The sequence below is a fragment of the Amycolatopsis sp. H20-H5 genome (assembly GCF_035828755.1).
Taxonomy (GTDB): Bacteria; Actinomycetota; Actinomycetes; order Mycobacteriales; family Pseudonocardiaceae; genus Amycolatopsis.
In genome coordinates this window covers 186,100-211,683 of the sequence record NZ_JAYMZS010000001.1, presented here as the reverse complement: position 1 = coordinate 211,683, position 25,584 = coordinate 186,100, and the positions used below count along the sequence as shown (strand labels likewise).

The following is a 25,584-nucleotide window of genomic DNA, read 5'->3' as shown; positions in this document are numbered from 1 at the left end:
TCTTCCCGAGTCGCACCGCCCGCGACGCCAGCCCGCCCAGCAGAAGGAATGGTCACACGCAAACACTCGCACAACCAGCAGCCGATATCACGAACCGACACGCAAAGATCTAGCTCTGTAGTACTAGCTCTCGCGCCCCATGACGGCGGTGGCCGCCAGGATGTTGACGTAGTCGTGCAGATGGGCGATCTGCCCGTTGCGCACGGTGAGCACAACGATGTTGGGCAGCGCGAACTCGCCGGTGGCCGCGCTGGTCCCGAGGGCTTCCTGCTCGACGACGATCGTGTCCGGATCGTGGGTGTCGTGGATGGCCAGGGTGCGGTAACGGTCGTACTTGAACGCGGCGGTCTTCCACGCCGCGGTTGCCCAGCTCACGATCTCGTCCCTGCCCTCGAGCCGGGAAGGCAGCTCTGGCCGGGTGAACGGGAACTCGTGGATCGCGTCCATTGTGTACACCCGGCCCATGTCCTCGGCGGACTGGCTGATGGCGGCTTGGCGCCAACGCTCCAGAACCTGACGCGGACCGGCTTCCCGCTTGCCGAGTGCCCCTCGCCTGGCGGTCACCTTGCGGGTGTGGATCCGCCAGCCGCCGGGGCGGCGCGTGACGAGGTCGTCGTAGGTGACACTGCCTGCCGTTCCGTCGGCCTTGACGCCTATTCCTTTGGAGTGGACCCGAGCCGAGTGATCGTCGATCCGGGTGATCACGATGTTGGTGACGTGATGGCCGACCGGGTTGGCCTCGCCCAAGGCGCGCGCGGCCTCGCGAATAGCCGCGATCCCGTGCAATGAGCCGAGGCCGAAGTCGTTCACGTCATAGGTGACGTCCGGGGTGAACAGCTCACTCGCCCTGTCGTCCAGCTCGCCCGTGTCCGTGAGGTGGCCGTGGAGATTGATCAGGTCGGTGATGTCGATCCGGTCTTGTTCCGCCAGCGCCATCGGGGTGGCCTCCGTGCTGTGGTCGAGTCAGGACAGTAAAGTGAGGCATAGTCCGGTTAGGTGGGCACGGTAGCGGACTGTGTCCCCGGTTAGCAAGGGTGGGGTGAGTGCGCTGGCAGGCCACGAATCGCGGTCGAGTGCCGGGCGTTCGATGCGGGCAGACGCCCGGCGTAACCGCGAGCAGTTGGTCGAGCGGGCGAAAATCGCGTTCGCCGAATTCGGCGTGGACGCCTCCCTGGACGAGATCGCCCGGCGGGCAGGGGTGGCCAGCGGGACGCTGTATCGGCATTTCCCCACCCGGCTGGATCTCATCGAGGCGGTGCTCGCCGAGCAGATAGCCGAGTTGGTCGAGCTCGGTCGTGGGTTACTGAGGGCCGAGGACGACTTCGACGCGTTGTCCGCCTGGTTGCGTGCCACGCTCAGGCACGGCCTGACCTATCGGGGTCTGTCGGCCGCGGTGATGAGCTCGGCGCTCGACCGTGAGAACGGCCTGGTATCGACCTGGCACGCGGAGATGTTCGAGGTGGGGGCCGCGTTGCTGGCGCGGGCGCGGCAATCAGGCGTGGTCGTCGCCGACGCGGACGAAGCGGATGTGCTGAAGATGGTCGGCGCCATCGCCTGGGCCGCCCAGGACTCTCCGGACAGCGCCGGTCAAGCCGGCCGCCTGCTCGCTCTCCTCATGAACGGGCTACGTCGCGGCGGCTTGTCAGCCAGGGCACCCGGCGGCCGGGTGTAGGCCTTGGCGAGGGACACCGCGCCGGGTTTCCTGCTGTGGCTGAACTTTCAGCGCGCAGAGTTCATGGACGGAAGTCGGCGTACCGGGTTTGTGCGCGACGGGGCGGTTGTCGAGGGGCGGCGTTGGCGGGCGGTTTCGGCGGCTTTCTGGCTGCTCGGGATCGGCTGGGTTTTCGGGGTGCCGGTTCTTGTCGTCAACGCCGTGACCGCCACCATCCTGCTCGAATCGCCGACCGACGCTCAGCTGGCGCTGCAGGGCACGCTGCTGACCTGGGCTGCTGTGCTCGGGCTTGGGTTGCCGCTCGCCTCGGGCTCGCTGTGCTGGTGATGCTGGTGAGCGTGGCCGAAGGGCTCAGCCGTCACCCGGCGACCACGCCGTGGCCGAAGCCGCCGCCGCACTGCGTCGAGCACAGCGGCGGCGGCAACGAGTGCCAAGGAGATTAGGTCATGCGCAGCAATTTCCAGCGCGCGCCCTAGTCTTCGAAGGTCATTTCCGGCGGGGGCCTGCGGAACAAGCGGGTCAGGACGCACAGGTAGAGCACGCCCAGTGCCAGCCAGCTCAGGCCGAAGATCAGGGCGATGCCGTCGAGGTTGACCAGTAGCCAGAGGTCGACGAGCGCGCCGATCGCCGGGGCGACGACCCAGGTCAGGATGGGCCGCGGGGTGGTGTGCCGCTCGCGCAGCCAGGTCGCGATCACGCTGACGTTGACGAACGTGAACGCCGTGAACGCGCCGAAGTTGATGAACGACGTCGACGTGCTCACGTCCAGCGCCAGCGCGATCAGGCCGACCAGCCCGGTCAGCACGATGCCCACCGCGGGCGTCTTCAGCCGCGGCTGCAGGTAGGCGAAGAGCCGGGGCAGCACGCCGTCGCGGCCCATCGCGTACATCAGGCGTGACGCGCTCGCCTGCGCGGCGATGCCCGACGCGAACTGCGCCACCACGAGCCCGGCGAGGAAGAACGACGCGAACAGGTTGCCGCCGATCTTCGTCGCGATCTCGAAGGCCGCCGAAGACTCGTCGTCGAAGGTGCTGCCAGGGTGCGCCAGCTGGGTGAAGTACGCCAGCACGATGAACACCGCACCGCCGATCAGCGCGGTCAGCAGAATCGCGCGCGGGATCGTCTTGCGCGGCTCGATGGTCTCCTCGGTCAACGTCGTCACCGCGTCGAACCCCAGGAACGAGTACGCCGCCAGCGCCGCGCCGCCGGAGACCGTGCTCAGCGAGGTGCCGGTGTGGAAGAACGGGTCCGTGCTCGCCAGCCCGCCGCAGTCGGAGAGCACCTGCTTGATCGAGAGCACCACGAAGAAGCCGATCACCAGGATCTGGAACGCCATCAGCACGAAGTTCGCCTTCGCCGCGACCTTGATGCCGAGCACGTTGAGCAGCGTCGTCAGCACGATGAACGTGATCAGCCACAGCCAGCCCGGCACCGAGGGGAACTCGGCCGAGAGGTACGCGCCGCCGATCAGCCAGATCACCATCGGCAGGAAGAAGTAGTCGAGCAGCACCGCCCAGCCGACGAGGAACCCGAGCCGGGAGTCGACGCTCTTGCGCACGTAGGTGTAGGCCGAACCCGCGACCGGGTGAACCGCGGCCATCTTGCCGTAGCTCGCCGCGGTGAACAGCATCGCGACGAGCGCGAGGAGGTAGGCCGAGGGCACCGCGCCGCCGGTGGTGCCCGCGACGATGCCGAACGTGCCGAGCACGATCAGCGGGGCCATGTAGGCGAGCCCGAACATGACCACGCCGGGGAGGCCGAGGTGGCGGTCCAGGCTGGTGGGGGCCGAAGTGGTGGTCATCGGTCATCTCCTTGTCGCGGACGCCAGCGGCCCGGTTCGATCCGGCCCTGGTAGAGCGGGAGGTCCAGTGGTGCGTCGGCCTCGGTGAACTGGTCCCACATCCGGTTGACCCCGGCGGTGCCATCGCGCCGGACACGGGCGACCTCGTCCAGGTCGATGGTGTGCGCCAGAACGTCATTCCGCGCGCCGGGCGTCTGCGCGAGGACGCCGCCCTCGGGGTCGACCAGGATGCTTTCGCCCACCCCGACCGGCCCGGCCGTGTTGACGCTCGCCACGAAGACCTGGTTCGTGATGGCGTTGGCCCTGGCCAGGACGAGCTCCTGCGCGCGGTCACGCGTCGTGGTCTGCACCGGGTTCAGGATCAGCTCCGCGCCCAGCCAGGCCAGATGCCTGCTGACTTCGGGAAACCAGGCGTCGTAACAGATCGAGAAGCCGACGCGGCCGACACCGTCGAGGTCCGCGACGACGAACCGGTCGCCGGGGTCGTAGGGCTCGTGGGGCCGCCACGGGAAGATCTTGCGGTAGCTGGCCACGAGCTCGCCCTGGGGCGAGAAGACCAGCGCGGTGTTGAACAGCTCGCCCTTGTCTCCGAGTTCGCAGACACTGCCGGGGGAAAGCCAGACGCCCAGGTCGCCGGCCAGTTCGCCCAGCTCGCGGGTGCGGGGGCCGTCGAGCGGCTGGGCCGCGGCCCGTAGCTGCTCGGTGCGTTCGTCACCCGTACCGGTGACCCCGCAGAGGTGCAGTTCGGGGAAGGCGGCGAGCCGGGTGTCCGGATGCCGGGCCAGCACGGTTTCGACCTCGTCGGCGAACGCCCGCAGCGGATCGGCGGCGGGACGTGGGGGCAGTTGCACGAGAGCGATCGGCAGCGGGCGCGGCATGGCGGGAAAAATAGCTCATCTTGAGCCCTTAAACAAGAGTGTTCATTTTGATCAGTTTTGTGCATTAGGGTCACCCGTATGCCTGGCACTGACCTGAGCGCACCCGTGCTGACGGGCGTCCGGCGGCTGTCCGCGTTGGACACCGTCCGCGCCCGCATCGCGCTCGCCATCGAGCTGGGCCTGCTGGGACCCGGAGAACGGCTGCCCGCGAACGCGGAAATCGCCCGTGCGCTGGGGGTTGGTGACATCACCGTCCGGCGGGCGCTCGTCTCGTTGTGCGAGGACGGCGTCCTCGAACGCCGCCGCGGCCGTGGCGGCGGCACCCTGGTCGCCGAGCACGTCCCGCCGGGTCGCGTCCGCGAGGTCAGCGCGTACCGGGAAGCCGCGACCGAGGTCCGCGAGCTCATTGACCACCGGCTGGTGCTGGAATCCGGGCTCACCCAGCTGGTCGCGCGGCGGCGGCCGGACGCCAGCCTCGGCGACCTGCGCGAACTGGTCACCCGGATGGACGCGGCGAGCGGGTGGGCCGAGTTCCACGAACTCGACGCGCGGTTCCACCTGGCGGTGGCCGCGGCTGGCGGCCCCGCGCCGGCGGTGCGGCAGTACGAGGTCGTGCTGCGTGAGCTCTACCGCTACTACCTGCCGTACCCGATGGACCTGCTGCGCGAGTCGAACCGCGAGCACGCCCTGCTCGTGGCCGCACTGGCCGCCGGTGACACCGAAGCCGCGGCGAGCATCACCCGCACCCACGTCGAGGTGCTGCACGAGACGATGTTCGTCGGCTTCCCGTCACCGATGTCATGAAAGGGTCTTTCCGGGCAAAAAGTGTCCGCAAAGACCCTTTCATGACACTTCAGGAGCGGAGCTGCTCCCGGACTTCCATCAACGCGAAGCCAAGCAGGTTCTGGCCCCGCCAGTAGTCCGGCTTTGTCGAGTTCTTCTCGTCGCGCGCGATGCCGCTGCCCCAGATGAGGTCCTTCTTCGACGCCTCCACGAGCACGCGGTTCTCGGTGCCGAGCAGGTACGTGCGCAGCGGTGCGTGCTGGCCGAACTTCGCCAGGTTGCCGTCGATGACGATGTCGAAGCGGTGGCTCTCCCACTTCGCCGCGTCGAACTCGGCGACCTCGCGGCCGAGGATCTTCGCGGTCTTGGGGTCCGGCGCCTGCCGGATCTCCGCGGCCTTCTCCTCGTCGCCGAACAGGGCGGCCTTGCTGGCCATCATGAAGTGCTCGGCGGTGAGGTACCGCTCGCCGTTCACCTCGAACTCGGCTTCCCACCACTGGCTCAGGCAGGTCGAGGCGATGATGCCGCTCTTGGACGGCGTGTGCCCGTAGAAGAGCAGGTACTCCGGCTCCGCACCACCGTGAATCAGCTCGCGCAACGCGTCGAGACTGCGGACTCCGTCAACCTTGCTCACCATCCCACCAGTGGACCACGACCGCCGCCGCTCGGCTCCAGGAGCCCCGCAACCTGCGCGGCCCGCACTTTCACGTGAGGCGCCGATTGCCCCTGAAGGCCACCTTCACGGCGTTAGACGCCGTGAAGGTGGCCTTCAGGGGCAGTTCAGCAAGTGTTCTCAGAGGACGAAGTGGAACAGGGGGCTCCCTGGTTCGACGCGCTCGACCTGCAACGGGCTCGCGTCGAGGCGTGACAGCAACCCCGGCAGGTCGGCCGCGCGCGCGATCTCGATGCCGATCAGCGCCGGGCCGGTCTCGCGGCTGTTGCGTTTCACGTACTCGAACCGGGTTATGTCGTCCTCCGGGCCGAGGATCTCGTCGAGGAACCGCCGCAGCGCGCCCGGCTCCTGCGGGAAGCCGATGAGGAAGTAGTGCTTGAGGCCTTCGTGCATCAGCGAACGTTCCAGGATCTCGCTGTAGCGGCTGACGTCGTTGTTGCCGCCGGACACGATGCAGACCACCGTCGAACCCGGCTCGACCTGCACGACCGTGCCGAGCGCCGCCGTGGCCAGCGCGCCCGCGGGCTCCGCGATGACGCCGTCGGACTGGTACATCGCCAGCATCTCGGTGCACACCGCGCCCTCGGCGACCGAGGTCAGCTCGGCGCCGCTGTCGCGCACCAGCGGATACGTGACGGCCCCCGCCAGCCGCACGGCCGCGCCGTCCACGAAGGAGTCCACCGACGGGATGCGCACCGGCTCGCCCGCTTCCAGCGCCGCGGCCATGCACTTCGCCCCGGCGGGCTCGACGCCGACGACGCGGATCTCCGGATGCCGTTCGCGCACCCAGCTCCCGACCCCGGCGAGCAGCCCGCCGCCGCCGACCGGCACCACCAGCACGTCCGGCACGAACCCGAGCTGCTCCACGACCTCCAGCGCGACCGTGCCCTGCCCGGCCACGGTGCGGACGTCGTCGAAGGCGGGCACGAGTGTCGAGCCGGTGCGGTCCGCGTCGTCCTTCGCGGCGGCGAAGGCGTCTTCATAGGTCTCGCCGACGATGATGACCTCGATGTGCGGGCCGCCGAGGGTAGCGATGCGTTCACGCTTCTGACGCGGCGTCGTGCCGGGGACGTACACGCGGCCGTCCGCGCCGAGGCGGCGGCAGGCGTACGCGACGCCCTGGGCGTGGTTGCCCGCACTGGCGCAGACGACGCCGCGGGCGCGCGTCGGCTCGTCGAGCTGGACGATGAGGTTGTACGCGCCGCGGATCTTGTAGGAGCGGACAGTCTGCAGATCCTCGCGTTTGAGCCACACGCGGGCGTCCACCCGCGCGGAGAGCCGGGCGCTGGGCTCCAGCGGCGTCCTGGTCACCACCCCGGCGAGTCGGTGCGCGGCCTGCTCGACCAGTTCGGCGTTCACGGTTTCTGTCCCTTGCACGGCTGCTGAATCTACTTCCCGTTCCCGTGCACGACCGGGGAGCCCCAGCCTGTCCCAGCGGTCAGGTGTCAGGCGGTGAATGCTTCGGCGTGCTCCTCCGCCCACTGACCGAACCTGCGCGGTTCGCGGCCGGTGACCTCCCTCACGGTGGTGGTCACCGCGGAGTCGTCGAACTCGCCGCCGACGAAGAAGCGGAAGAACGCGTCGACGTACTTCCCGGGTATCCGGGTGCTCATCTCCGCGCGGGCCTCGTCGTTCGACAGCCCTTCGAGCGTCAGGTCGCGGCCGAGCACCTTGCCCAGCGTGCGGAGGCGGTCGGCGGGCAGCAGCGGCTCCGGTCCCGTGATCGCGTACGCCTGCCCGTCGTGACCAGGGGTGGTCAGCGCCGCGGCGGCGACGGCCGCGATGTCCCGCGGGTCGATCCCCGTGATCGGGACGTCGGCGAACGGCTCGCGCACGACGTCGCCCGCCTTGAGCTGCGGGATCCACCGCAGCGTATTGGACAGGAAGCCGCTGGGCCGCAGGAACGTCCAGGCCAGGCCGGACGCGCGGACCTGCGCCTCGCCGGTCAGGTGCATCGCGGTGACGACGTTGCTCTCCTGCCCGCCGATGACGCATCGCGACGACAGCAGCGCGACGTGCTCGACACCGGCTTCGCGCAGCGCGGCCAGTACGCCCGGCATGTCGTCGTAGCCGCCGAGCAGGAACGCGCCCTTCGCTCCTTCGGCGGCGGCGCGGACGCTGGTGGCGTCGTTGAGGTCGCCGACCACGGCTTCGGCGTCGCCGGGCAGCGGGCGCCGCTTGCGCATCATGCCGCGCACCGGCTCCCCGGCGTCGGCCAGGATTTTCATCAGCTCCGAACCGACGTTGCCGGTGGCTCCCGTCACCAGGATCATGTTGTCTCCCAAGGGTTCCCGTTGTCACTGAGCCTAGACTCAAGCGAGCTTGGGGACCGCCGGATACGGCACGAACGTGCTGGTGTTCTCGTCGACCGTGAGCTGCTTGCCGATCGTCGGGAACGCGCGCTGCGAGCAGGCCGGACGTTCGCAGACTTTGCAGCCCATGCCGATCGGGGTGGCGGCGGCGCGGTCGTCGAGGTCGAGGCCGGTCGAGTAGATCAGCCGTTTCGCGTGCCGCAGCTCGCAGCCGAGTCCGACGGTGAACGTCTTGCCGGGGCTGCCGTAGCCGCCGATGTTGCGCGACACCGTCCGCGCGATCCAGAAGTAGCTCTTGCCGTCCGGCACGGTCGCGATCTGGGTGAGGATCTTGCCCGGTGAGGTGAACGCCTCGTAGATGTTCCACAGTGGACACGCCCCGCCGACCCGCGAGAAGTGGAACCCGGCCGCGGACTGGCGCTTCGACATGTTCCCCGCCCGGTCCACCCGCACGAACGAGAACGGGATGCCCCGGTTCTTCGGCCGCTGCAACGTCGAAAGCCGGTGGCAGACGGTCTCGAAACCGACGCCGAAGTGGTCGCAGAGCCGCTCGATGTCGTACCGGAACTTCTCCGCCGTCGAGAGGAACGGCCCGTACGGCAGGATCAGCGCACCCGCGAAGTAGTTCGCCAGCCCCACCCTGGCGAGTGAACGCGCGGCCGGGCCGGAGAACGCCCAGGAGTCGGCCAGCTCGGTGATCAGATCGTCGTACTCCAGCAGCGCGATCTGCGAAGCCATCCGGAACGCTTGCTGCCCGACCCGCAGGCTCGGCGCCAGCCGCAGCACGCGACCTTGCGGTTCGTAGCGGTGTTGTTCTCCCGCGGCCTCGTCGATGCCGTCGCTGGTCACGTCGACGCCGTAGCGCTGGATCAGCCGCTCGCGCAGTGCGTGGAGCACTTCGCCGCGTCGCAGCGGCGCTTCGATGGCCATCCGCTCCGCGCGTTCGTCCAGCTCGGCGACGTAGTTCTCGCGCTCGTAGAAGAAGTCACGCACCTCTTCGTGGGGGAGCGAGCCCGCCGCGCTGCCGTGCAGCCCGGTGCCGTTCTCCATGGTCAGCGCGGCTGTGTTCTCCACCGAGTTGCGGTAGCTGCGGTGCAGTTTGACCAGTGCCGCGGCGATCGTCGGCAGGTTCGTCGCCAGCTCGTTGAGCTCGCTGGCCGACACCTCGACGCCGACGACCTCGTCGAGTAGCGCTTCCTTGACGTCGGCGACCAGGCGCGCGGTGTCGTTGTTGGCGAAGAACTCCGTGTCGACGCCGAAGGCCTGCGTGATGCGAAGCAGCACGGGAACGGTCAGTGGACGCGAATTGTGCTCGATCTGGTTGAGGTAGCTGGGTGAGATCTCGAGCACACGAGCCAGGTCCGCCTGGCTCATCGAGCGCGTTTCACGCAGATGCCGCAGCTTCGCGCCGGCGAAAGTTTTGTCCACGCTGGCCTCTCCGTCGGGAAGGTTTCCGGCCCTGACCGATTACGTGACCGATCAAGACCGTGGATTTGCCGCTCGGTTGCCAATCATCGATTCGCAACCTTTGCAACATCCTACTTAAGCTTCGCAGAAATTGGCAAATTGGCTCACTGGATCTGTTTTCCCTGGTCATGTCAGGGTCTTGGCAAGCAGGCGAGTAATCGCAAAGTTCGCAACGTTGGAGATTCAATGACTGAGCAGGCCAAGCGGTTGGAGCAGGCAGCGGCGGAGCTGACCAAGCAGTGGGAGACCGATCCCCGCTGGGCGGGCGTCAAGCGCTCCTACACCGCGGCCGACGTGGTCAAGCTGCGCGGCAGCGTCGTCGAGGAGAACACGCTGGCTCGCCGCGGCGCGGAGAAGCTCTGGAACCTCCTCCACACCGAGGACTACATCCACTCGCTGGGCGCGCTCACCGGCAACCAGGCCGTGCAGCAGGTGCGCGCCGGGCTGAAGGCGATCTACCTGTCCGGCTGGCAGGTCGCGGCCGACGCCAACCTGTCCGGCCAGACCTACCCTGACCAGAGCCTCTACCCGGCCAACTCCGTGCCCGCGGTCGTCCGCCGCATCAACAACGCGCTGAGCCGCGCCGACCAGATCACCTGGGCCGAGGGCAACACCGACATCGACTGGTTCGCCCCGATCGTCGCCGACGCGGAGGCGGGCTTCGGCGGTCCGCTCAACGCGTTCGAGCTGATGAAGGGCATGATCAACGCCGGTGCCGCGGGGGTGCACTGGGAGGACCAGCTCGCGTCCGAGAAGAAGTGCGGCCACCTCGGCGGCAAGGTGCTCATCCCGACCAAGCAGCACGAGCGCACGCTGAACGCCGCCCGTCTCGCCGCGGACGTCGCCGGTGTCCCGACCGTGGTCATCGCCCGCACCGACGCGCAGGCCGCGACGCTGATCACCAGCGACGTCGACGACCGTGACAAGCAGTTCGTCACCGGCGAGCGCACCGCGGAGGGCTTCTACCACGTGCGCAACGGCATCGAGCCGTGCATCGAGCGTGGCCTGGCGTACTCCGACTACGCCGACCTGCTGTGGATGGAGACCTCCGAGCCCGACCTCGAGGTGGCCCGCAAGTTCGCCGAGGCGATCAAGGCGAAGAACCCGGACCAGCTGCTGGCGTACAACTGCTCGCCCTCGTTCAACTGGAAGAAGCATCTGGACGACGCGACCATCGCGAAGTACCAGCGCGAACTCGGCCACATGGGCTACAAGTTCCAGTTCATCACGCTGGCCGGTTTCCACGCGCTGAACTACTCGATGTTCGACCTGGCGCAGGGCTACGCGAAGGACGGCATGACCGCGTACGTCGACCTGCAGGAGCGCGAGTTCGCCGCCGAGTCCCGCGGCTACACCGCCACCAAGCACCAGCGTGAGGTCGGCACCGGCTGGTTCGACCAGGTCGCCACCGCCCTGAACCCGGAGAGCTCCACCACCGCGCTCAAGGGCTCCACCGAAGAAGCGCAGTTCTAAGCACCCCCCTTTCACCGCCCGCAACTCGTCGACGAGTCGTGGTCTCTTGCGACCAAGACACCACAACTCGTCGACGACTTGCGAAAAACGACCCTCTCGCGGAGGCACAAGATGGCCGAGAAGCTGAACTACCGCATCGAGGTCGCCGGGCACACCGGCGACCGGTTCGCCGAGATCCTCACCCCGGCCGCGCTGGAGTTCGTGGCGCGCCTCGACAACGTGTTCGCCGGACGCCGTGCCGAGCTCCTCGACGCCCGCCGTCTCCGCCACGAGAAGCTCCAGGCAGGGGAGGAGCAGCTCGACTTCCTCCCGGAGACGCGCCACCTCCGCGAGGACCCGAGCTGGACCGTGGCCCCGCCAGCGCCTGGTCTTGAGGACCGCCGCGTCGAGATCACCGGCCCGACCGACCGCAAGATGACGGTCAACGCGCTGAACTCCGGCGCCAAGGTCTGGCTGGCGGACTTCGAGGACGCGACGTCCCCGACCTGGCACAACGTCATCGACGGCCAGCTCAACCTCTTCGACGCCATCCGCCGCAACATCGACTTCACCACCGAGGCGGGCAAGCGGTACACCATCGGCGACGAGCCCGCGACCATCGTCGCCCGGCCCCGCGGCTGGCACCTGGTGGAGAAGCACATCCGCATCGACGGCCGCCCGGTTTCGGCGAGCCTGGTCGACTTCGGCCTGTACCTGTTCCACAACGCCCGCCAGCTGCTCGCCCGCGGCAGCGGCCCGTACTTCTACCTGCCCAAGCTGGAAAGTCACACCGAGGCCCGGCTTTGGAACGACGTCTTCCTGCTGGCACAACAGGAACTCGGCATCCCGCGCGGCTCGATCCGCGCCACCGTCCTGATCGAGACGATCACCGCGGCGTTCGAGATGGACGAGATCCTCTACGAGCTGCGCGAGCACGTCTCCGGCCTCAACGCCGGCCGCTGGGACTACATCTTCAGCGTCATCAAGAACTTCGGCTCGCACGGCGCGGATTTCGTGCTGCCGGACCGCGCGCAGGTCACCATGACCGTCCCGTTCATGCGCTCCTACACCGAACTGCTGGTGCGCACCTGCCACCACCGCGGCGCGCACGCGATCGGCGGCATGGCCGCGTTCATTCCGAGCAAGGACCCCGAGGCCAACGCGCTCGCGTTCGACAAGGTCCGCCAGGACAAGGAACGTGAGGCTGGCGCCGGTTTCGACGGCTCCTGGGTCGCGCACCCTGGCCTCGTCCCGGTCTGCCGCGAGGTCTTCGACGGCGTGCTCGGCGGCTGGCCCAACCAGCTCGGCAAGCTCCGTGAGGACGTCGTCGTCACGGCCGAGGACCTGCTCGACGTCGCAAGTGCGGGCGGCGAGGTCACCGAAACGGGTGTCCGCGCGAACATCAACGTCGCGCTGCGCTACGTCGACGCTTGGCTGCGGGGCACCGGCGCGGCCGCGATCCACCACCTGATGGAGGACGCGGCGACCGCGGAGATCGCGCGCTGCCAGGTGTGGCAGTGGATCCGCAACGGCACGAAGCTCGAGGACGGCACCGCGCTGACCCACGAGCTCGCGACCCAGTTCCTCGACGAGGAGCTGGCGAGCGTGCGTGCCGAGCTGGGCGAGGGCAACCGCCTCGACGACGCTCGCGCGATCTTCACCGAGACCGCGCTGGGCGAGAAGCTGCCCAGCTTCCTCACGACCGGCGCGTACGCGCGCTACCTCACCGACGCTCGGTGACCGATGCTCCGGCCGCCCCGACCTGACGCGGGGCGGCCGGAACCCACGCCGGGTCTGATTGGGATATCGGTGGCGTCCCGGCGTGTGACCGGGTCTGGTGAGAGTGGCTCCCTCTCACCGGACCCGGTCTTTTCTTGCATGTCACAGCTTGCATGTCACAGCTTTGTCTGTCGCAGCTTGTGTGTCGCAGTGTCACAGTTGTTGTGGGGTAAGGAGAATCGCGGCGGTCTCGCGGCTGGACAGCGCCACGGACGCGTCCTCGGTGATCGCGGCGATCACGGTCGCGCCCTCCAGGAGGGTGAACAACCGGTCGCCCAGCACCTCATCGGTCAACCCGATCAGGTAGCGCCGGACCTCGCCGGAGTGCAGCCGGATCGCGGCGGCGACGCCCGGCGACGGGTCCCCGAACTCGCCGAAGGAGTTCACGAACGCGCAGCCCCGGAAGTCCGGCTCGCTGAACCAGCCGTGCAGCCAGTCGAAGACGGCCAGCGGGTCGTTCCCGCGCGCCTCGACGTAGGCCTCCAGCGAGCCCCGCCAACGGCCGTCGCGACGTCGGAGGTAGGCCTCGACCAGCTCGTCTTTGGACGAGAAGCACTGGTAGAGCCGTTTGAGCGAGACGCCGGACTCGGCACGCAGCGCGTCCATCCCGACGGCGTGGACGCCGTGGGCGTAGAACAGCGTCTCGGCGGCGTCGAGCAGCTTCGTCGTCGCTTCGGTGTGGTTCACGGCACCTGCCTCTAGCGCGGAGAATGAGCGTTCTCTAGTCTAGGCGACACTGTGAGAACGTACGTTCTCGCCTGAACCCAGGAGCCCGCGATGTCGCCACGACCGCCTTTCCCGCCGTTCGACGAGGAGTCCGCCAAGAAGAAGGTGCAGGCCGCCGAAGACGCCTGGAACACCCGCGATCCCGAAAAGGTCTCGCTCGCCTACACGCCGGACTCGGTCTGGCGGAATCGGGACCAGTATGTCACCGGGCGTGCGCGGATTGTCGAATTCCTCACGGCTAAATGGGAGCGTGAGCTCGATTACGCGCTGCGCAAGGAACTCTGGGGTTTCCGGCTCAACCGGATCGCCGTGCGCTTCCAGTACGAAGCTCGCACGGCCGACGGCGTCTGGTTCCGCAGTTATGGCAATGAGCTGTGGGAATTCAGTGCCGAGGGCCTGATGCGGCGGCGGGAGGCGAGCATCAACGACGTCCGCATCGAGGAGTCGGACCGGCGCATCCACGGCCCGCGCCCGGAGTCCGAGCACGGGGTCGAGCTGCCGGTTTTCTGACGCGAACCGGTCACGGTGTGCGAATACGTACCCCTACCTACTGATACCCCTATTGTTTTCGGCAAGGTCGGCGCGGATGCTCAGCCGAAGCGGGTTCCCGCTTCGAAATTCCCGCTTCGAATTCCCGAGGAGTGCCATGAAGAACCAGTTGAGAGCCCTCCTGGCCGCGTCCTTCGCCGTGCTCGCCCTCGCCGCCGGTGTCGCCGTTCCCGCCGCGGCCTCGGCCGCCCCGGCCGCGCCCACTTGCCTCCGGCCCTGCCATTTCTGACCTTCTCCACCTGCCGCGACTCGTCGGCGAATCGTGGTTTCTCAGGCGCTGACGTGCCGCGATTCGTCGACGAGTCGCTTTCGGGGCTCCACTCAGAGGTCGAAGGCGTTGCCGGTGGCGATCTTCGGACGGCCCAGCTCGACCGGCTCGCCGACGCGGGCCCGCCGGTAGACCGCTGCGGTCGCCTCGGCGATCCGGCCCCAGTCGAAGTCCGCCGCCAGCCTGGATTTCGCGGTCAGCGCGCGACGCGTGGCCGCGGTCTCGTCGGCCAGCACGGCCTCGACGGCGTCGCCCAGCGCGTCGATGTCTCCCGGCGCGAACGCCAGCCCGGTCTCGCCGTCGACGACGACCTCGCCCAGCCCGCCCGCGGTCGACGCGACCAGCGGCGCCTTCGCGGCCGCGGCCTCCAGCGCGACGATGCCGAACGGCTCGTACCGGCTCGGCAGGACCACGGCGTCGGCGGCGGCCAGCACCGCGCGCAGGTCCCGGTCGGACAGGTGCCCGACGAAGTCCACCGCACGCCGGACCCGCAGCTTGCGCGTCTGCTTGAGTAACTCCGCCAGATGACGTCCCTTGCCCGCGACGACCAGCCGCGTGCCCGGATGGCTCCGGCGGATGCGGGGGAGCGCGGCGATCAGGTCCTGGACGCCCTTTTCCCACTCCAGCCTGCCGAAGAACAGCAGTAGCGGCGCGTCCGTCGGGCTGTAGACCTCGCGAGCGTGCGCGACCTCGTCGGCCGGGACCTGCCAGCTGCGCTCCTCGATGCCGTTGTGGATCACCGTGACCTCGGCGGCCTCGACCTCGAACAGGTGCGAGACCTCTTTGCGCATCGCCTTCGAACAGGTGATCAGCGCGTCGGCGCGGTTGGCCAGCCACCACTCGACCGAGTGCACCTGCTGGTTGAGCGGGAACGAGAGCCAGCCGGAGTGCCGCCCGGCCTCGGTGGCGTGGATCGTGGCGACCAGCGGCACCCGCGCGGCCTCGGCGATCGCGATCGCCGGATGCGCGACGAGCCAGTCGTGCGCATGGACGACGTCGGGCCGCCAGCCGCGGAACAGGTCGCCCGCGGCGCGGATCATCGCGTGGCCCATGGCCAGCGTCCAGGCCACCAGGTCGCGCTCGAAGACCAGGTGCATCGGGTCCTCGGCGACCCGGATGATCCGCACGCCCTCGACCACCCGATCGGTGCGCGGGTGGGTTTCGGCGTCGGTGCCCGCGGTGTGGCGGCACAGCACGACCACCTCGTGGCCCTGCCGGACGAGGTGCGTGGCCAGCGCGTGCACGTGCCTGGCCAGGCCGCCGATGACCACCGGCGGGTACTCCCACGACAACATCAGCACGCGCATGGAGAGAGGTTACTCGTGAGTCGGTTCGACCCGGCGCTTCAGTGCCATGTCGAAGGCCGCGAACCCGGCGTCAGCGCCACGTGCCCTTCCTTCGTCAACCGCGCCACCAGCCCGCTGAAGAACTCACGCTGCGTCAGCGTTGTCCCACCGTCAGGGAGCGCGGTGAGCACGAACTCGTGAACACCGGTGAAGATCACGTGGGGCAGCCAGGTGGCACCGGGAATTACGGCTGCCCAGGGCGGCCTGACTCCCGGCGTGGCCTCGATGACTTCGGATAGCGCGAAAAGTCGGTGAGCACCGACCACCCGGCCTGCGGGCTCGCGGAGATCTCAATGACCGCTTCGACAGTACGCATGGGTTCCTTCGTGTTCGCGGTCAGCTGAGGTCGGTCGTGGCCGGTGCGGCCCAGGTGGCGGGCAGCCCGGACTGGGCCAGCACGGTGGCGAGGCTGTAATAGTCCCGATCGGCGGCGATCAGGCCGTGCCGCAGCCGCAGGATCGTCGTGGCGGGTACCGCGAAGGGTGACGGCGCGCCGTGGATGTGGCCGGCGTAGGTGGTCTCGATGGCCACCTGGTCGCCGCTGCGGAACGACGCGTTGACCGTGACCCGCACGTCCGCGATCAGCTGGTCGGTTCGCTGCTTCCATTCGGCAACCCCGTCTTGCCCCTCGCAGACAACCTGAATGGCGAGGTCGGTGTAGGTGGCGTCGGGGGTGAACAGTGTTGCCAGCGCTTGCGGGTCGGTGCCGCTCCACGCCGAGGCCCAGGCGGCGGCGACGTCGATGATCGGGGCGTTCTGTGTGTCCATGATGTGTCCTCGTTCGGGTGCCGGGGGCTTTCAGGAGCCGGGTCAGGGCACCAGGATGATCTTGCCGAGGGCGGTTCGGCCGGACGACTCGGCGAGTTCCAGCGCCGCGGCGACCTCGGTCATGGGGTAGCGGGCGGCGATCTTCGCGGTGAGTACGCCCTCGCGCAGCAGTTCGAAGACCTGCGAGAGGTCGGTACGCAGCACCGCGCGGAACCGCTCACGCTTGGCCGAGTCCGGCTTGCCCGCGCCCGCCCACACATTGAAGAAGCTCGCGTGCCTGCGGGTGGGCAGGTAGTTCCAGAACGCCAGCTTCGCCATCAACAGGAGAAAGCTGACGAGCATGGGAGTGCTGTCCTCGAGCTTGCTCGCGAGGCTGTAGGAGATCAGGGTGCCGGTGCGGTTGAGCAGCCGGTACGACTGCTCGACGCTGGCGCCCCCGATGTGGTCGAACACGGCGTCGACACCGCCGGGCGCCAGCGCGCGTACGCGCGAAGCCGGCTCGGGATCGCGGTAGTCGATCGGCTCGACCCCCAAGGCGCGCAGTGCTTCGTGGTGGCGCGGGCCCGCCGTGGCGATCACGCGGGCGCCCGCGTGCAGGGCGAGTTGGACCAGGATCGTGCCCACGCCACCACTCGCGCCCAGCACCAGCACGGTCTGCCCGGCTCGAACCTTCGCGCGCCGCAGCATTTGATGGGCGGTCAACCCGTTGACGATCAGCGTCTCCGCTTCGTCGGCGCCGATCCCGTCGGGCACCGGCACCAGGTCGGCGGCGGTCAGCAGGACGGCCGTGGCCCAGCCCCCGGTCTTGGTCAGCGCGGCGACCCGCTTGCCGACCAGCGCACTGTCCACCCCGGCGCCGACGGCCTCGACGACACCGACGAGGTCGTAGCCGGGCACGAACGGGAACCGGGGCTGGCCGTAGTAGCGATCGCGGCGCATCGCGCTCTCGGCGGAGGACACGCCGGTCGACTCGACACGCACCAGGGCCTGACCGGACGCGGGCGCCGCCAGCTCCCGCCGGACCAGCCGCAGGCCCGACGGCTCGACCTTCGACGGCAGCACCACTTCGGTCACGGTCCTGAGGACATTGGCGGGGGTGTTCTTGTCAGGCATGTCGACTCCTCGACCGTAGTGCGACGTATCGTCGCTGTGTTAATGGTCGTAACTATGCACTGACATGTTATTCTGCGTCAACCAGTAGCACGAGAGGGGTGTTCGCGATGTCCGAAGAGGAGCCGACCCGGCGCGAGCGGTATCGGCGCCGGACCGTGGCCGAGATCAAGGCCGCAGCCATGGCCCAGATGCGCGACGGCGGCACGGAGTCGGTGTCGCTCAACGCGATCGCCAGGAGTATGGCGATGTCCGCACCGGCGTTGTACCGCACTTCGGGCTGGTCTGGTGGTGCCGTTTGCACGGCCTGATCGGCCTGGAACTGGGCAGGCTGCTCTGCCGCGGTGAGATCGAGGCGATGCTGGGCGGCTCGCGTCACCATTGACCGTGACTACCCGATCGATCCGTTATGGCCCGTAGCGCGACGACGTCCCTGTCGTTACTCGCACTGTTCGTTACGATGCGACGATGACCAGCAACTCGCGGCCTGTCAGCCGACGCGAGCGGATGCGAGCCCAGACCCTTCAGGAGATCGAGGACACCTCGTTCGCGATCATCGACGCCGACGGCGTGCACGCGCTGTCGATCGCGGCACTGGCACGCAGTATGGCGATGTCCGCGCCGGCGGTTTACCGCTACTTCCCGTCGCGCGACGCGCTGGTGGCACACCTGACAACGCTCTGCTACGCGCAACTCACGGCCACGATGCGCGAGGCCACCGGGAACGCCAGGCGACCCCCGCGCACCCGGGTCCGGCTGCTGGTGTCGGCCTACCGCGACTGGGCGCTGCGGCACCGGTGGCGCTACACGATGCTGTTCGGCACCTGGTCCGGGGACACGCCACCGGGACAGGACACGACGCGGACCCCCTTGCACGAGGCGATGGCACTGCTGATCGACTTGATGGCCGGTGCTCAGCAGCTCGCCCCGGCCGACTCGACCAGCGGGGACCGCGCGCTGGACGGGCAGCTGCGACTGTGGGCCACCGCGCAGGAACGACCCGGCACCACACCCCGTGCCGCCCGCGCGGCGATCCTGCTCTGGGCGCGGGTGCACGGGATCGTCAGCCTCGAGCTCACCGGAATCTTCAGCAACCACACCATCGAGGCGCAGCGATTGATCGACATGGAGATCGACAGCGCCATCCAGTCCCTCACCCCCTAGCGTGCTGCGCGGGATTTGAGGATCTTTGCCACCATGGAAGCCATGACGCAGCCTGGCTGGCACCGCCTCGAACCACCGCCGCCGACGCGGGGGTACGGCGAGCGGATCCCGGTCCCGTACCCGCCGGAATCGGCGTTGTCCGGCATCGGGCGCAACGACGAGATCCTTGGGTATCGCAGGGTTTTCGAGCTGCCGGGCGACTGGATCGGCGAGTGTGTGCTGCTGCACTTCGGCGCTGTCGACCAGAGTGCGAAGGTCTGGGTCAACAACCAGCTGGTCGCGACGCACGAAGGCGGGTACACGAGCTTCAGCGCGGACATCACCGCCGCGCTGCGCCCGTCCGGTTCGCAGGAGCTGACTGTGCGTGCCGAGGACCGCACCGATATCGAGACGTTCCCGGTCGGCGAGCAGAGCAACCAGCCGGTTCCTCGGGGATCTGGCAGACGGTCTGGCTCGAGCCGGTTTCCTTGGCACACATCGAAAAGCTCGACCTCGCCCCGGATCTCGACGGGCTGACCGTGACGCCGAAGGCCTCCGGCGGGGCCCGGGTCGAGCTCGTCGTTTCCACGCCCGAGGGGCAAGAGGTGGCGCGGGCCGAGGGTGACGCCGGACGGCCACTGCGCCTCGACGTGCCCCAGCCGAGGCTGTGGAGCTCGGAGGATCCGTACCTCCACGCCCTCGCCGCCAGGTTGTCCGACGCCGAGGGCCGGGTCGTCGGCGAGATCGGCAGCTACGCGGGCCTGCGCACGGTGGGCGTCGCCGACGACGTCCACGGGCGGCCGCGGATCACCCTCAACGGCCGGATCACCTTCCTGCACGGCCACTCGACCAGGGTTTCTGGCCGGACGGGCTGCACACCGCGCCCACCGACGAGGCGCTGCGGTTCGACCTCGAGAAGACCAGGGAGCTGGGCTTCAACTTCGTGCGCAAGCACGTCAAGGTCGAGCCCGCGCGCTGGTACCACTGGGCCGACAAGCTGGGTTTGCTGGTGTGGCAGGACATGCCGTCCCTGCCGATCTCCTTCGACGGCCCGCCGGGGCCCGCGCCCGACCCGGTGCCCGAGGCGCGGGCGCGGTTCGAGGCGGAGCTCACGGAGCTGATCGACCAGCTGCGCGCGGTGCCTTCGATCATCGGCTGGGTGCCGTTCAACGAGGGCTGGGGCGAGTACGACACCGCGCGGATCGCCGCGCTGGTCAAGGAACTCGACCTGGCCCGGACGGTCAACGCCGACAGCGGGGTCAACTGTCGTTTCTCCCGGCCGGATTCGGGGGCGGGCGACGTCTACGACGACCACACCTACGTCGGGCCCGGCCGCCCGGACGTCCGCGATCGGCGGGTGACGGTCGACGGCGAATACGGCGGGCTCGGGCTCGTGCTCGACGGCCACCGCTGGCCGTGGCCGCCGAACGCCTACGAGATGACACCGGACATCACCCGGCTCACCGAGCGGTATGCCGAGGTGAGCGAGAGCTGGAGCGGGTGGTGCGCGAACGCGGCCTGTCCGGGCGATCTACACCCAGACGACCGACGTCGAGAACGAGGTGAACGGGCTGCTGACCTACACCGGCGGGTGGTCAAGGTGGACGCCGGGACTGTCGCGAGCCATGCTCGCGCCGTCATCGCCGCGGGCGAGGCCCGAGGAGCACTGTGCATCGCGACTGTTTCGCCTACGGCAGTCGTGTCACGCGCCAAATCGCAAGACTGTTCTCGCGTGCGTGCCGCGCCTGGGCGACCGTGTGTCTTGAGCTGCGGTTTTCGAGCATGCTGGCCTGAAGTGGGGTAGCACGGGGAACAGGCACACTCAATGAAACAGTTTTACGAACTGACATTCGCTTGCGCTGGGTTAGTAGGTGCGCTAGCTTGGAGTCATTGAGGGACCGGAAGCTGGTGCACCACGACGGTGGCGGCCTGAGGGCATGAAATTGCCCCGGGAGGCATGCGCAGCAGAGGCGGTCCCGGGGCGTACCTGAGCAACACTACTACAAAACCTTGGCTATTTCATCTCGGCGTGCTGGCCGCTTGCCATCCACGAGGGGGAACTATGAACGGCGTACCGCCCAGGTGGGTGCCCGAAACGTTGTCCGGACCGCGTTTCGCCCGGTATCTCCAGGCCGCTGAAGGAGATACCGACCTCGCCATCCGGCTGTACCAGTGGAACCTCGACGCTTCGTCGGCGTTCTATCACCTCCTGCACTGGATCGAGGTTTCGTGGCGAAACGCCATGGATCGGCAGTTGAGGCACCGTTTTGCGCGTGCCGACTGGTGGTCGACGGCTCAACTGGACCCGAACGGGGCCGACAAGGTGCGTCGGGCGCAGGGGCAGCTCGACCGGCGTAAGCCGGGTGGAACCGCGGATGACCTCATGACCGAGTTCACTTTCGGCTTCTGGGTTTCCCTGCTCAGTCGCGGTCGTGCCTATGACCGGACGTTGTGGGTCCCGGGCTTACATCGTGCTTTTCCGAACTACTCGGGCCCGCGTGCGCCGCTGCACAGGGAGGTCTATCCGGTGCTGCACTTTCGCAACCGGATCATGCACTACGAGCCGATCGTGGATCTGGACTTGGAGTGGTACCGGGAGCAGATCTATCGCCTGCTGGGTTACGTGTCCGCTGACGTGGTCAAGCTCGTCCGGGAACTCGACCGCATTCCGGAGGTCCTCGACCGCCGACCGCTGCCACGCTGCAGGGGCGGTGAACAAGCATGACCGAGCGGATGTCTCTCACGAACATCGCCGAGCTTGCCGGGGTGAACCGTGCGGCGGTGACCAACTGGCTCCGCCGTCACCCGGATTTCCCTGGGTCGGTGGAGCCAGTCGAAGGCGAACCCGAATATGACGCTGACGAAGTGGCAGGCTGGCTCGATGAGCGGAAGATCCCGCGCAACTCGCTGCGCGACGGCGAAGTACACGGCACGACTTTCGGCCATCGGTTTCGTGGCAATTCGATCGGAGTGACAGTCGAACCGGGTCTGGCGCCGGATCGGGAAGCGGCCACGATGCCCGTCCAGCTCGAACAGCGGCTGAGGCGTGCCATGGATGCCTTGCGAGGCCAAGTCGACCTCGTTACCGTCCGGGCTCTGACACTGGCCTTGGTATATCTGCGTGCCGACGAAGCCAGTTGGCTCTTGATGCGCCAACTGGTCTCGGCAGACGACCCTTTCGCCTTACTCGACGGTCTTCCCGCGATTGCGGAAAGACATCGTCACTTCCTGCCGGAGTTGGCAAGAATGCTTACGCTGCCAGCTGCCTCCCGGGCGGCCGGGCCGCCGGTTCTGGAGCTCACGCGGACGATCGATCAAGCCGCTGAGGTGATGCCGGGACACGAGTTGTTCGACTTTCTGCTCCAGCGGTTCTCCTCCTTTGACTCGTTACGTGGTTCCGAGTTTTTGACGCCGGAATCCGTGGTTCGCGTGATGGTTGGGCTCGTGGACCCCCAACGGGGGGAACGGGTACACGATCCCTGCTGTGGTGCTGGAACGTTGCTAACCGGCGTGATCGAACGGCAGCGAACTCCCGATCGATCGGTCGAAGTGTCCGTCTCTGGTACCGCGCTGTCTGAATACTCCTGGCTTCTGGCGCGAATGAACCTGAGCGTGCACAACGTGGAGGTCGCCGCGATCACCCGGGGAAATCCACTGGCGGACGGCACCGATCGGGGGCCACGTTACGACGTCGTGGTGTCCAACCCGCCGTTCGGCATGCATCATGGGATCTCTGGTGGTCAGCCGGGTCAGTCGTGGCCGTTTGGGGCTCAGCCGACCGGCAGCGGTGACTTTGCCTGGCTCCAGCACGCAGTGAGGAAGCTCGAGGAGAACGGCCGCGCGGCCATTCTGATGCCCCACGGACCTGCTTTTCACGGCGGTCAAGCAAAGCGCATCCGGGAGCAGATGGTCCGGGCTGGAGTCGTCCGCGCGATCGTCGGGCTTCCTGCGGGCTTGTTCAGTGCCACCGGTATCGCGGTCTGTGTGTGGCTTCTGGGCCCACCGGTGCAAGACCGGGGTGTCGTCCTCTTCGTCGACGCGCGGGGCGAGTCAGAAGCCGTTGACCGCGCCAGCCGGGTCGTTCCGGCTGCCGGCATCGAACGGATCCTCGATGTACATCGCCGGTTTCTCATTGGCGAGGCTGTGGACGAGCGGGGCTTCTGCCACGTGGCCGCGGTCGAGGCGGTCGAACGTAACGACTTCGTCCTTACCCCCCAGGCATATGTGGGAATTGTCGCGGCACATGGCGCCGAGAACACGGCCCGAGATCAGATCGCGGCCGCTGAGGCACGGTTGGGGAAACTCGCTGATCAGTTGCGCGAGGTCGACGAGCTTGTCCGGGAGCGGTTGGGCAGGATCGGATGGTGAATTCGCTGATCGGAGGCCTGCCCGAAGGCTGGCGGAGCGTGCCACTGGGAGATCTGTGTGAAGTGATCGCAGGGCCGGGGGGTGCCCAGTCTGATCAGGTCGGCGACCAGGACAACGGTGTTGCCGTGATCGCCCCCAGAAACATCGTCGACTACCGGATCAAGAACGAAAACCTGCGTTATGTGCCGATGGCGGTGGCCGGCCCCTTGAAACGCTACCGCCTGCGGGCCGCTGACGTGGTCTGTGTTCGCACCGGCACGCTCGGCAGGCATGCTCTGGTCGGTGCCGACCAGAGCGGTTGGTTGCTGGGCAGTGGCTGTCTCCGCCTGCGTAGCGGTCCCGAGCTGCTGGGTGGCTACCTCGACTTCTACCTGCGTCATCCGGAGGTGCTCAGTTGGGTGCTTTCCCGGGCGAACCGGACGACTATCCCCAGCTTGAACGCGCGGGCATTTGCGGCCACTCCTGTTGCGGTCCCGCCGCTGGAAAGTCAGCGGGAGATCGTTGCCACGCTGGAACCCCTCGATCGAAAGCTTGTGCTGCACGAACGACTGGCACAGGCCACCCGGGACCTTCGCGAGGGCGTTCTGCGGATGTTGCTCGCGACCGACGCCGACTCGATGCCTGCGAGGCACGAAGGCTGAACCGGCCTGAGGAGCGGGGGAAGGCGGACGGCGGCCGCCTTCCCCCGGGCTGGGCACCGGTGTTACCGGAGAAAGGAACTACGCACGCGGCCGGGTGTCAGTCGTCGTACCAGTAACCGCCGATCCCGAGACCCAGGTTCAGGCACAGCAGGAAGCAGCCGTGGTGCCAGTGATGGTGGTGTGGCCAGTGACCGTCGCCCCTGGTGGCCGTCTGCGTCGTCGGCGTGGTGGCCGGGGCCGCGATGGCGGCGCCGGCTGCCGGGCCGGCGAGGAACAGGCCGATGGCCACCGGAATCGCGGCAATGGATGCCGTGCGTCGGGAGTTGCTCACGGGTGAATCCCTTCTCCTTGCGATCACTGGCACCGGGTCGGCGCCTGTGCTCCAGGATTCGGGACAACTCCGCAAAGTGGTGGCCATGTCACCGTTGGTGACACTATATTCCGCCATTCGGCCTAGCAAACAAACCGAGCGCCCGCTTAATGAGCGGGTTGCTAAGATAGTTGTACACGGCCATGGGGGTAGAATGCGTATTGTCGTCACCGGCGCGTCCGGCCAGTTGGGGCGCCTTGTCGTCGCGTCCTTGCTGGAGCGCGTCCCGGCATCGGACCTGATTTTGGTTTCCCGTACTCCGGAATCGCTGGCGGAGTTCGGCGCCGAGCTCCGCTACGGCGATTTCGAGCACCCGGAGAGCCTGCCCGCGGCCTTTCAAGGTGGTGAGCGCGCCCTGGTCATCAGCACTATCGGGGCACGGGACGGGGTCGCGGCCCATCGTGCGGCCTTCGAGGCCGCGGCGAGATCCGGGATACGGCAGATTGTCTACACTTCGGTGCCCAATCCCGTCGAGGACAATCCTTTTCCCGCCGCGCGGACCCATGTGCGCAGCGAGCCGGACCTGCGTGAAAGCGGCGTCGAATGGACGATTCTCCGCAATTCCCTCTACGCGGAGCTGCGCGTGCGGATCGCGGAGAAATATGTGCGCGACGGCCGGTGGACGACCAACTGCGGGGATGGTGGCCACCCGTTCGTCGCGCGGACCGACTGCGCGGAGGCGGCCGCCGTGGCGCTGACCACCGACGGCCACGCGGGGAAGACCTACGACATCACCGGCCCCGAGCTCGTCGACGCGCGGCGGTACAGCGCGTTCCTCGAGGACCTCGCCGGGCGCCCGATCGCCTGCGAGCAGGTCGACGACGCCGGGTACGACAGGTACCGGGCCGCTTTCGCCGCGGATCCGGCCAACGCCGCCTACTTCGAGCTGTTCACCGGCACCGGGCAGGCGATCAGGGGCGGGCAGCTTGGCGGGCCGGGGGCCGGTGTGCAGGAGCTCACCGGCCGCCCGCCGCTGTCGCTGGAGGACCTCAGGCCGGGAGCGCCGCTTCGATCGCCTTGACGATCGTCTCGTCCTCGGGTGAGGTCATCGGCCGGAACCGGCCGATGACCTCACCCGCCGGGCTGACGAGGAACTTTTCGAAGTTCCACTGGATGTCGCCCGCGGCGCCCTCGGCGTCGGCGGTCGCGGTCAGCTCGGTGTAGAGCGGGTGCCGCTCCTCGCCGTTGACGTCGATCTTCTCGAACAGCGGGAACGAAACGCCGTAGGTCGTCGAGCAGAACGTCTCGATCTCCTCGGCCGTGCCCGGCTCCTGCCCGCCGAACTGGTTGCAGGGGAAGCCGACCACGGAGAAACCCTTGTCCGCGTAGCGTTCCTGCAGCCTCTCGAGGCCGGTGTACTGCGGGGTCAGCCCGCATTTGGAGGCGACGTTGACCACGAGCAGCGCCTTGCCGCCCAGCGAGCCGAGGGTCGTGTCTTCCCCGGCGAGTGTCCTCAGTGGAATGTCCTGGATGGTCAC

At 68.1% G+C, this 25,584-nt stretch carries 26 protein-coding genes and 1 pseudogene; 14 read left to right on the top strand and 13 right to left on the bottom strand.

What is annotated here, in order from left to right; translation table 11 throughout:
* Positions 1-123 precede the first annotated feature (123 nt).
* A complete protein-coding gene (locus QMK34_RS01000) occupies positions 124-936 on the bottom strand; it encodes a nuclear transport factor 2 family protein (RefSeq protein ID WP_326410214.1) in 813 nt (270 codons plus the stop codon).
* 103 nt (positions 937-1,039) lie between these two features.
* Between QMK34_RS01000 and QMK34_RS00995 the strand changes: the two genes are divergently transcribed.
* Both QMK34_RS00995 and QMK34_RS00990 read left to right on the top strand, forming a co-directional pair.
* A complete protein-coding gene (locus QMK34_RS00995; protein ID WP_326410212.1) occupies positions 1,040-1,672 on the top strand; it encodes a TetR/AcrR family transcriptional regulator in 633 nt (210 codons plus the stop codon).
* Between the two features lie 3 nt (positions 1,673-1,675).
* Entirely contained in the window at positions 1,676-1,999 is a 324-nt protein-coding gene (locus QMK34_RS00990; protein ID WP_326410210.1) for a hypothetical protein, read from the top strand.
* Between the two features lie 145 nt (positions 2,000-2,144).
* Here QMK34_RS00990 and QMK34_RS00985 read toward each other — a convergent pair whose 3' ends face one another.
* Both QMK34_RS00985 and QMK34_RS00980 read right to left on the bottom strand, forming a co-directional pair.
* Positions 2,145-3,473, bottom strand: coding sequence for an APC family permease (locus tag QMK34_RS00985; RefSeq protein ID WP_326410208.1), 1,329 nt, complete (start codon positions 3,471-3,473; stop codon positions 2,145-2,147).
* Positions 3,470-4,351: a carbon-nitrogen hydrolase family protein gene (locus tag QMK34_RS00980; protein ID WP_326410206.1), complete on the bottom strand. Its 882-nt coding sequence runs from the start codon at positions 4,349-4,351 to the stop codon at positions 3,470-3,472. The genes QMK34_RS00985 and QMK34_RS00980 overlap by 4 nt, the downstream gene beginning before the upstream one ends.
* A 78-nt stretch (positions 4,352-4,429) precedes the next feature.
* On the opposite strand from QMK34_RS00980, the gene QMK34_RS00975 reads away from it, so the two are divergent.
* A complete protein-coding gene (locus QMK34_RS00975) occupies positions 4,430-5,155 on the top strand; it encodes a FadR/GntR family transcriptional regulator (protein ID WP_326410204.1) in 726 nt (241 codons plus the stop codon).
* Between the two features lie 49 nt (positions 5,156-5,204).
* Here the strand turns inward: QMK34_RS00975 and QMK34_RS00970 are convergent, their stop codons facing one another.
* The 4 genes from QMK34_RS00970 to QMK34_RS00955 all read right to left on the bottom strand — a co-directional run bounded on the left by QMK34_RS00970 (position 5,205) and on the right by QMK34_RS00955 (position 9,547).
* Positions 5,205-5,771 carry an NADAR family protein gene (locus QMK34_RS00970; RefSeq protein ID WP_326410202.1) on the bottom strand — a complete coding sequence of 189 codons (567 nt, stop codon included), beginning with the start codon at positions 5,769-5,771 and terminating at the stop codon, positions 5,205-5,207.
* A gap of 156 nt (positions 5,772-5,927) precedes the next feature.
* Positions 5,928-7,166 carry a threonine ammonia-lyase IlvA gene (ilvA, locus tag QMK34_RS00965; RefSeq protein WP_326410199.1) on the bottom strand — a complete coding sequence of 413 codons (1,239 nt, stop codon included), beginning with the start codon at positions 7,164-7,166 and terminating at the stop codon, positions 5,928-5,930.
* 86 nt (positions 7,167-7,252) lie between these two features.
* Positions 7,253-8,080, bottom strand: coding sequence for an NAD(P)H-binding protein (locus QMK34_RS00960; RefSeq protein WP_326410196.1), 828 nt, complete (start codon positions 8,078-8,080; stop codon positions 7,253-7,255).
* Positions 8,081-8,119: 39 nt separating this feature from the next.
* Positions 8,120-9,547 carry a short-chain fatty acyl-CoA regulator family protein gene (locus QMK34_RS00955; RefSeq protein ID WP_326410193.1) on the bottom strand — a complete coding sequence of 476 codons (1,428 nt, stop codon included), beginning with the start codon at positions 9,545-9,547 and terminating at the stop codon, positions 8,120-8,122.
* A gap of 225 nt (positions 9,548-9,772) precedes the next feature.
* Here QMK34_RS00955 and aceA point away from each other — a divergent pair, with 225 nt between their 5' ends.
* Together aceA and aceB are read left to right on the top strand one after the other, a co-directional pair.
* Positions 9,773-11,059 carry an isocitrate lyase gene (aceA, locus tag QMK34_RS00950; protein ID WP_326410191.1) on the top strand — a complete coding sequence of 429 codons (1,287 nt, stop codon included), beginning with the start codon at positions 9,773-9,775 and terminating at the stop codon, positions 11,057-11,059.
* A 111-nt stretch (positions 11,060-11,170) separates the two neighbouring features.
* A complete protein-coding gene (gene aceB, locus QMK34_RS00945; protein ID WP_326410189.1) occupies positions 11,171-12,778 on the top strand; it encodes a malate synthase A in 1,608 nt (535 codons plus the stop codon).
* 192 nt (positions 12,779-12,970) lie between these two features.
* Here the strand turns inward: aceB and QMK34_RS00940 are convergent, their stop codons facing one another.
* Positions 12,971-13,504, bottom strand: a complete 534-nt coding sequence (locus QMK34_RS00940) for a TetR/AcrR family transcriptional regulator (protein ID WP_326410187.1) — start codon at positions 13,502-13,504, stop codon at positions 12,971-12,973.
* Between the two features lie 90 nt (positions 13,505-13,594).
* Here QMK34_RS00940 and QMK34_RS00935 point away from each other — a divergent pair, with 90 nt between their 5' ends.
* Together QMK34_RS00935 and QMK34_RS00930 are read left to right on the top strand one after the other, a co-directional pair.
* A complete protein-coding gene (locus QMK34_RS00935; protein ID WP_326410185.1) occupies positions 13,595-14,053 on the top strand; it encodes a nuclear transport factor 2 family protein in 459 nt (152 codons plus the stop codon).
* 136 nt (positions 14,054-14,189) lie between these two features.
* The gene (locus tag QMK34_RS00930) at positions 14,190-14,321 is read left to right on the top strand and encodes a hypothetical protein (RefSeq protein ID WP_326410183.1); all 132 of its coding nucleotides are present in this window, start codon (positions 14,190-14,192) and stop codon (positions 14,319-14,321) included.
* Positions 14,322-14,413: 92 nt separating this feature from the next.
* Here the strand turns inward: QMK34_RS00930 and QMK34_RS00925 are convergent, their stop codons facing one another.
* The 3 genes from QMK34_RS00925 to QMK34_RS00915 form a co-directional block, all read right to left on the bottom strand.
* Complete coding sequence (locus QMK34_RS00925; RefSeq protein ID WP_326410181.1) at positions 14,414-15,667, bottom strand: glycosyltransferase family 4 protein; 1,254 nt, start codon at positions 15,665-15,667, stop codon at positions 14,414-14,416.
* A gap of 375 nt (positions 15,668-16,042) precedes the next feature.
* Positions 16,043-16,474, bottom strand: coding sequence for a nuclear transport factor 2 family protein (locus QMK34_RS00920; RefSeq protein WP_326410179.1), 432 nt, complete (start codon positions 16,472-16,474; stop codon positions 16,043-16,045).
* A gap of 42 nt (positions 16,475-16,516) precedes the next feature.
* Complete coding sequence (locus tag QMK34_RS00915) at positions 16,517-17,587, bottom strand: medium chain dehydrogenase/reductase family protein (RefSeq protein ID WP_326410178.1); 1,071 nt, start codon at positions 17,585-17,587, stop codon at positions 16,517-16,519.
* A 107-nt stretch (positions 17,588-17,694) separates the two neighbouring features.
* Between QMK34_RS00915 and QMK34_RS00910 the strand changes: the two genes are divergently transcribed.
* The 6 genes and pseudogenes from QMK34_RS00910 to QMK34_RS00885 all read left to right on the top strand — a co-directional run bounded on the left by QMK34_RS00910 (position 17,695) and on the right by QMK34_RS00885 (position 23,736).
* Positions 17,695-17,895, top strand: a complete 201-nt coding sequence (locus QMK34_RS00910; protein ID WP_326410176.1) for a TetR family transcriptional regulator — start codon at positions 17,695-17,697, stop codon at positions 17,893-17,895.
* A gap of 157 nt (positions 17,896-18,052) precedes the next feature.
* Positions 18,053-18,748 carry a TetR/AcrR family transcriptional regulator gene (locus QMK34_RS00905; RefSeq protein WP_326410173.1) on the top strand — a complete coding sequence of 232 codons (696 nt, stop codon included), beginning with the start codon at positions 18,053-18,055 and terminating at the stop codon, positions 18,746-18,748.
* A gap of 42 nt (positions 18,749-18,790) precedes the next feature.
* Positions 18,791-20,531, top strand: a pseudogene (locus QMK34_RS00900) (glycoside hydrolase family 2 protein).
* A 258-nt stretch (positions 20,532-20,789) separates the two neighbouring features.
* The gene (locus tag QMK34_RS00895) at positions 20,790-21,452 is read left to right on the top strand and encodes a hypothetical protein (RefSeq protein WP_326410171.1); all 663 of its coding nucleotides are present in this window, start codon (positions 20,790-20,792) and stop codon (positions 21,450-21,452) included.
* Positions 21,449-23,095 carry an HsdM family class I SAM-dependent methyltransferase gene (locus QMK34_RS00890; protein ID WP_326410169.1) on the top strand — a complete coding sequence of 549 codons (1,647 nt, stop codon included), beginning with the start codon at positions 21,449-21,451 and terminating at the stop codon, positions 23,093-23,095. Before QMK34_RS00895 ends, QMK34_RS00890 begins: the two co-directional genes overlap by 4 nt.
* On the top strand, positions 23,092-23,736 hold the full coding sequence (locus QMK34_RS00885) for a restriction endonuclease subunit S (protein ID WP_326410167.1): 645 nt from the start codon (positions 23,092-23,094) through the stop codon (positions 23,734-23,736). Before QMK34_RS00890 ends, QMK34_RS00885 begins: the two co-directional genes overlap by 4 nt.
* A gap of 97 nt (positions 23,737-23,833) precedes the next feature.
* Here the strand turns inward: QMK34_RS00885 and QMK34_RS00880 are convergent, their stop codons facing one another.
* Complete coding sequence (locus QMK34_RS00880) at positions 23,834-24,067, bottom strand: hypothetical protein (protein ID WP_326410165.1); 234 nt, start codon at positions 24,065-24,067, stop codon at positions 23,834-23,836.
* A gap of 193 nt (positions 24,068-24,260) precedes the next feature.
* Here QMK34_RS00880 and QMK34_RS00875 point away from each other — a divergent pair, with 193 nt between their 5' ends.
* A complete protein-coding gene (locus tag QMK34_RS00875) occupies positions 24,261-25,127 on the top strand; it encodes an NAD(P)H-binding protein (protein ID WP_326410163.1) in 867 nt (288 codons plus the stop codon).
* On the opposite strand, the gene QMK34_RS00870 is transcribed toward QMK34_RS00875, so the two are convergent.
* On the bottom strand, positions 25,096-25,584 hold the full coding sequence (locus tag QMK34_RS00870; protein ID WP_326410161.1) for a glutathione peroxidase: 489 nt from the start codon (positions 25,582-25,584) through the stop codon (positions 25,096-25,098). The genes QMK34_RS00875 and QMK34_RS00870 overlap by 32 nt on opposite strands.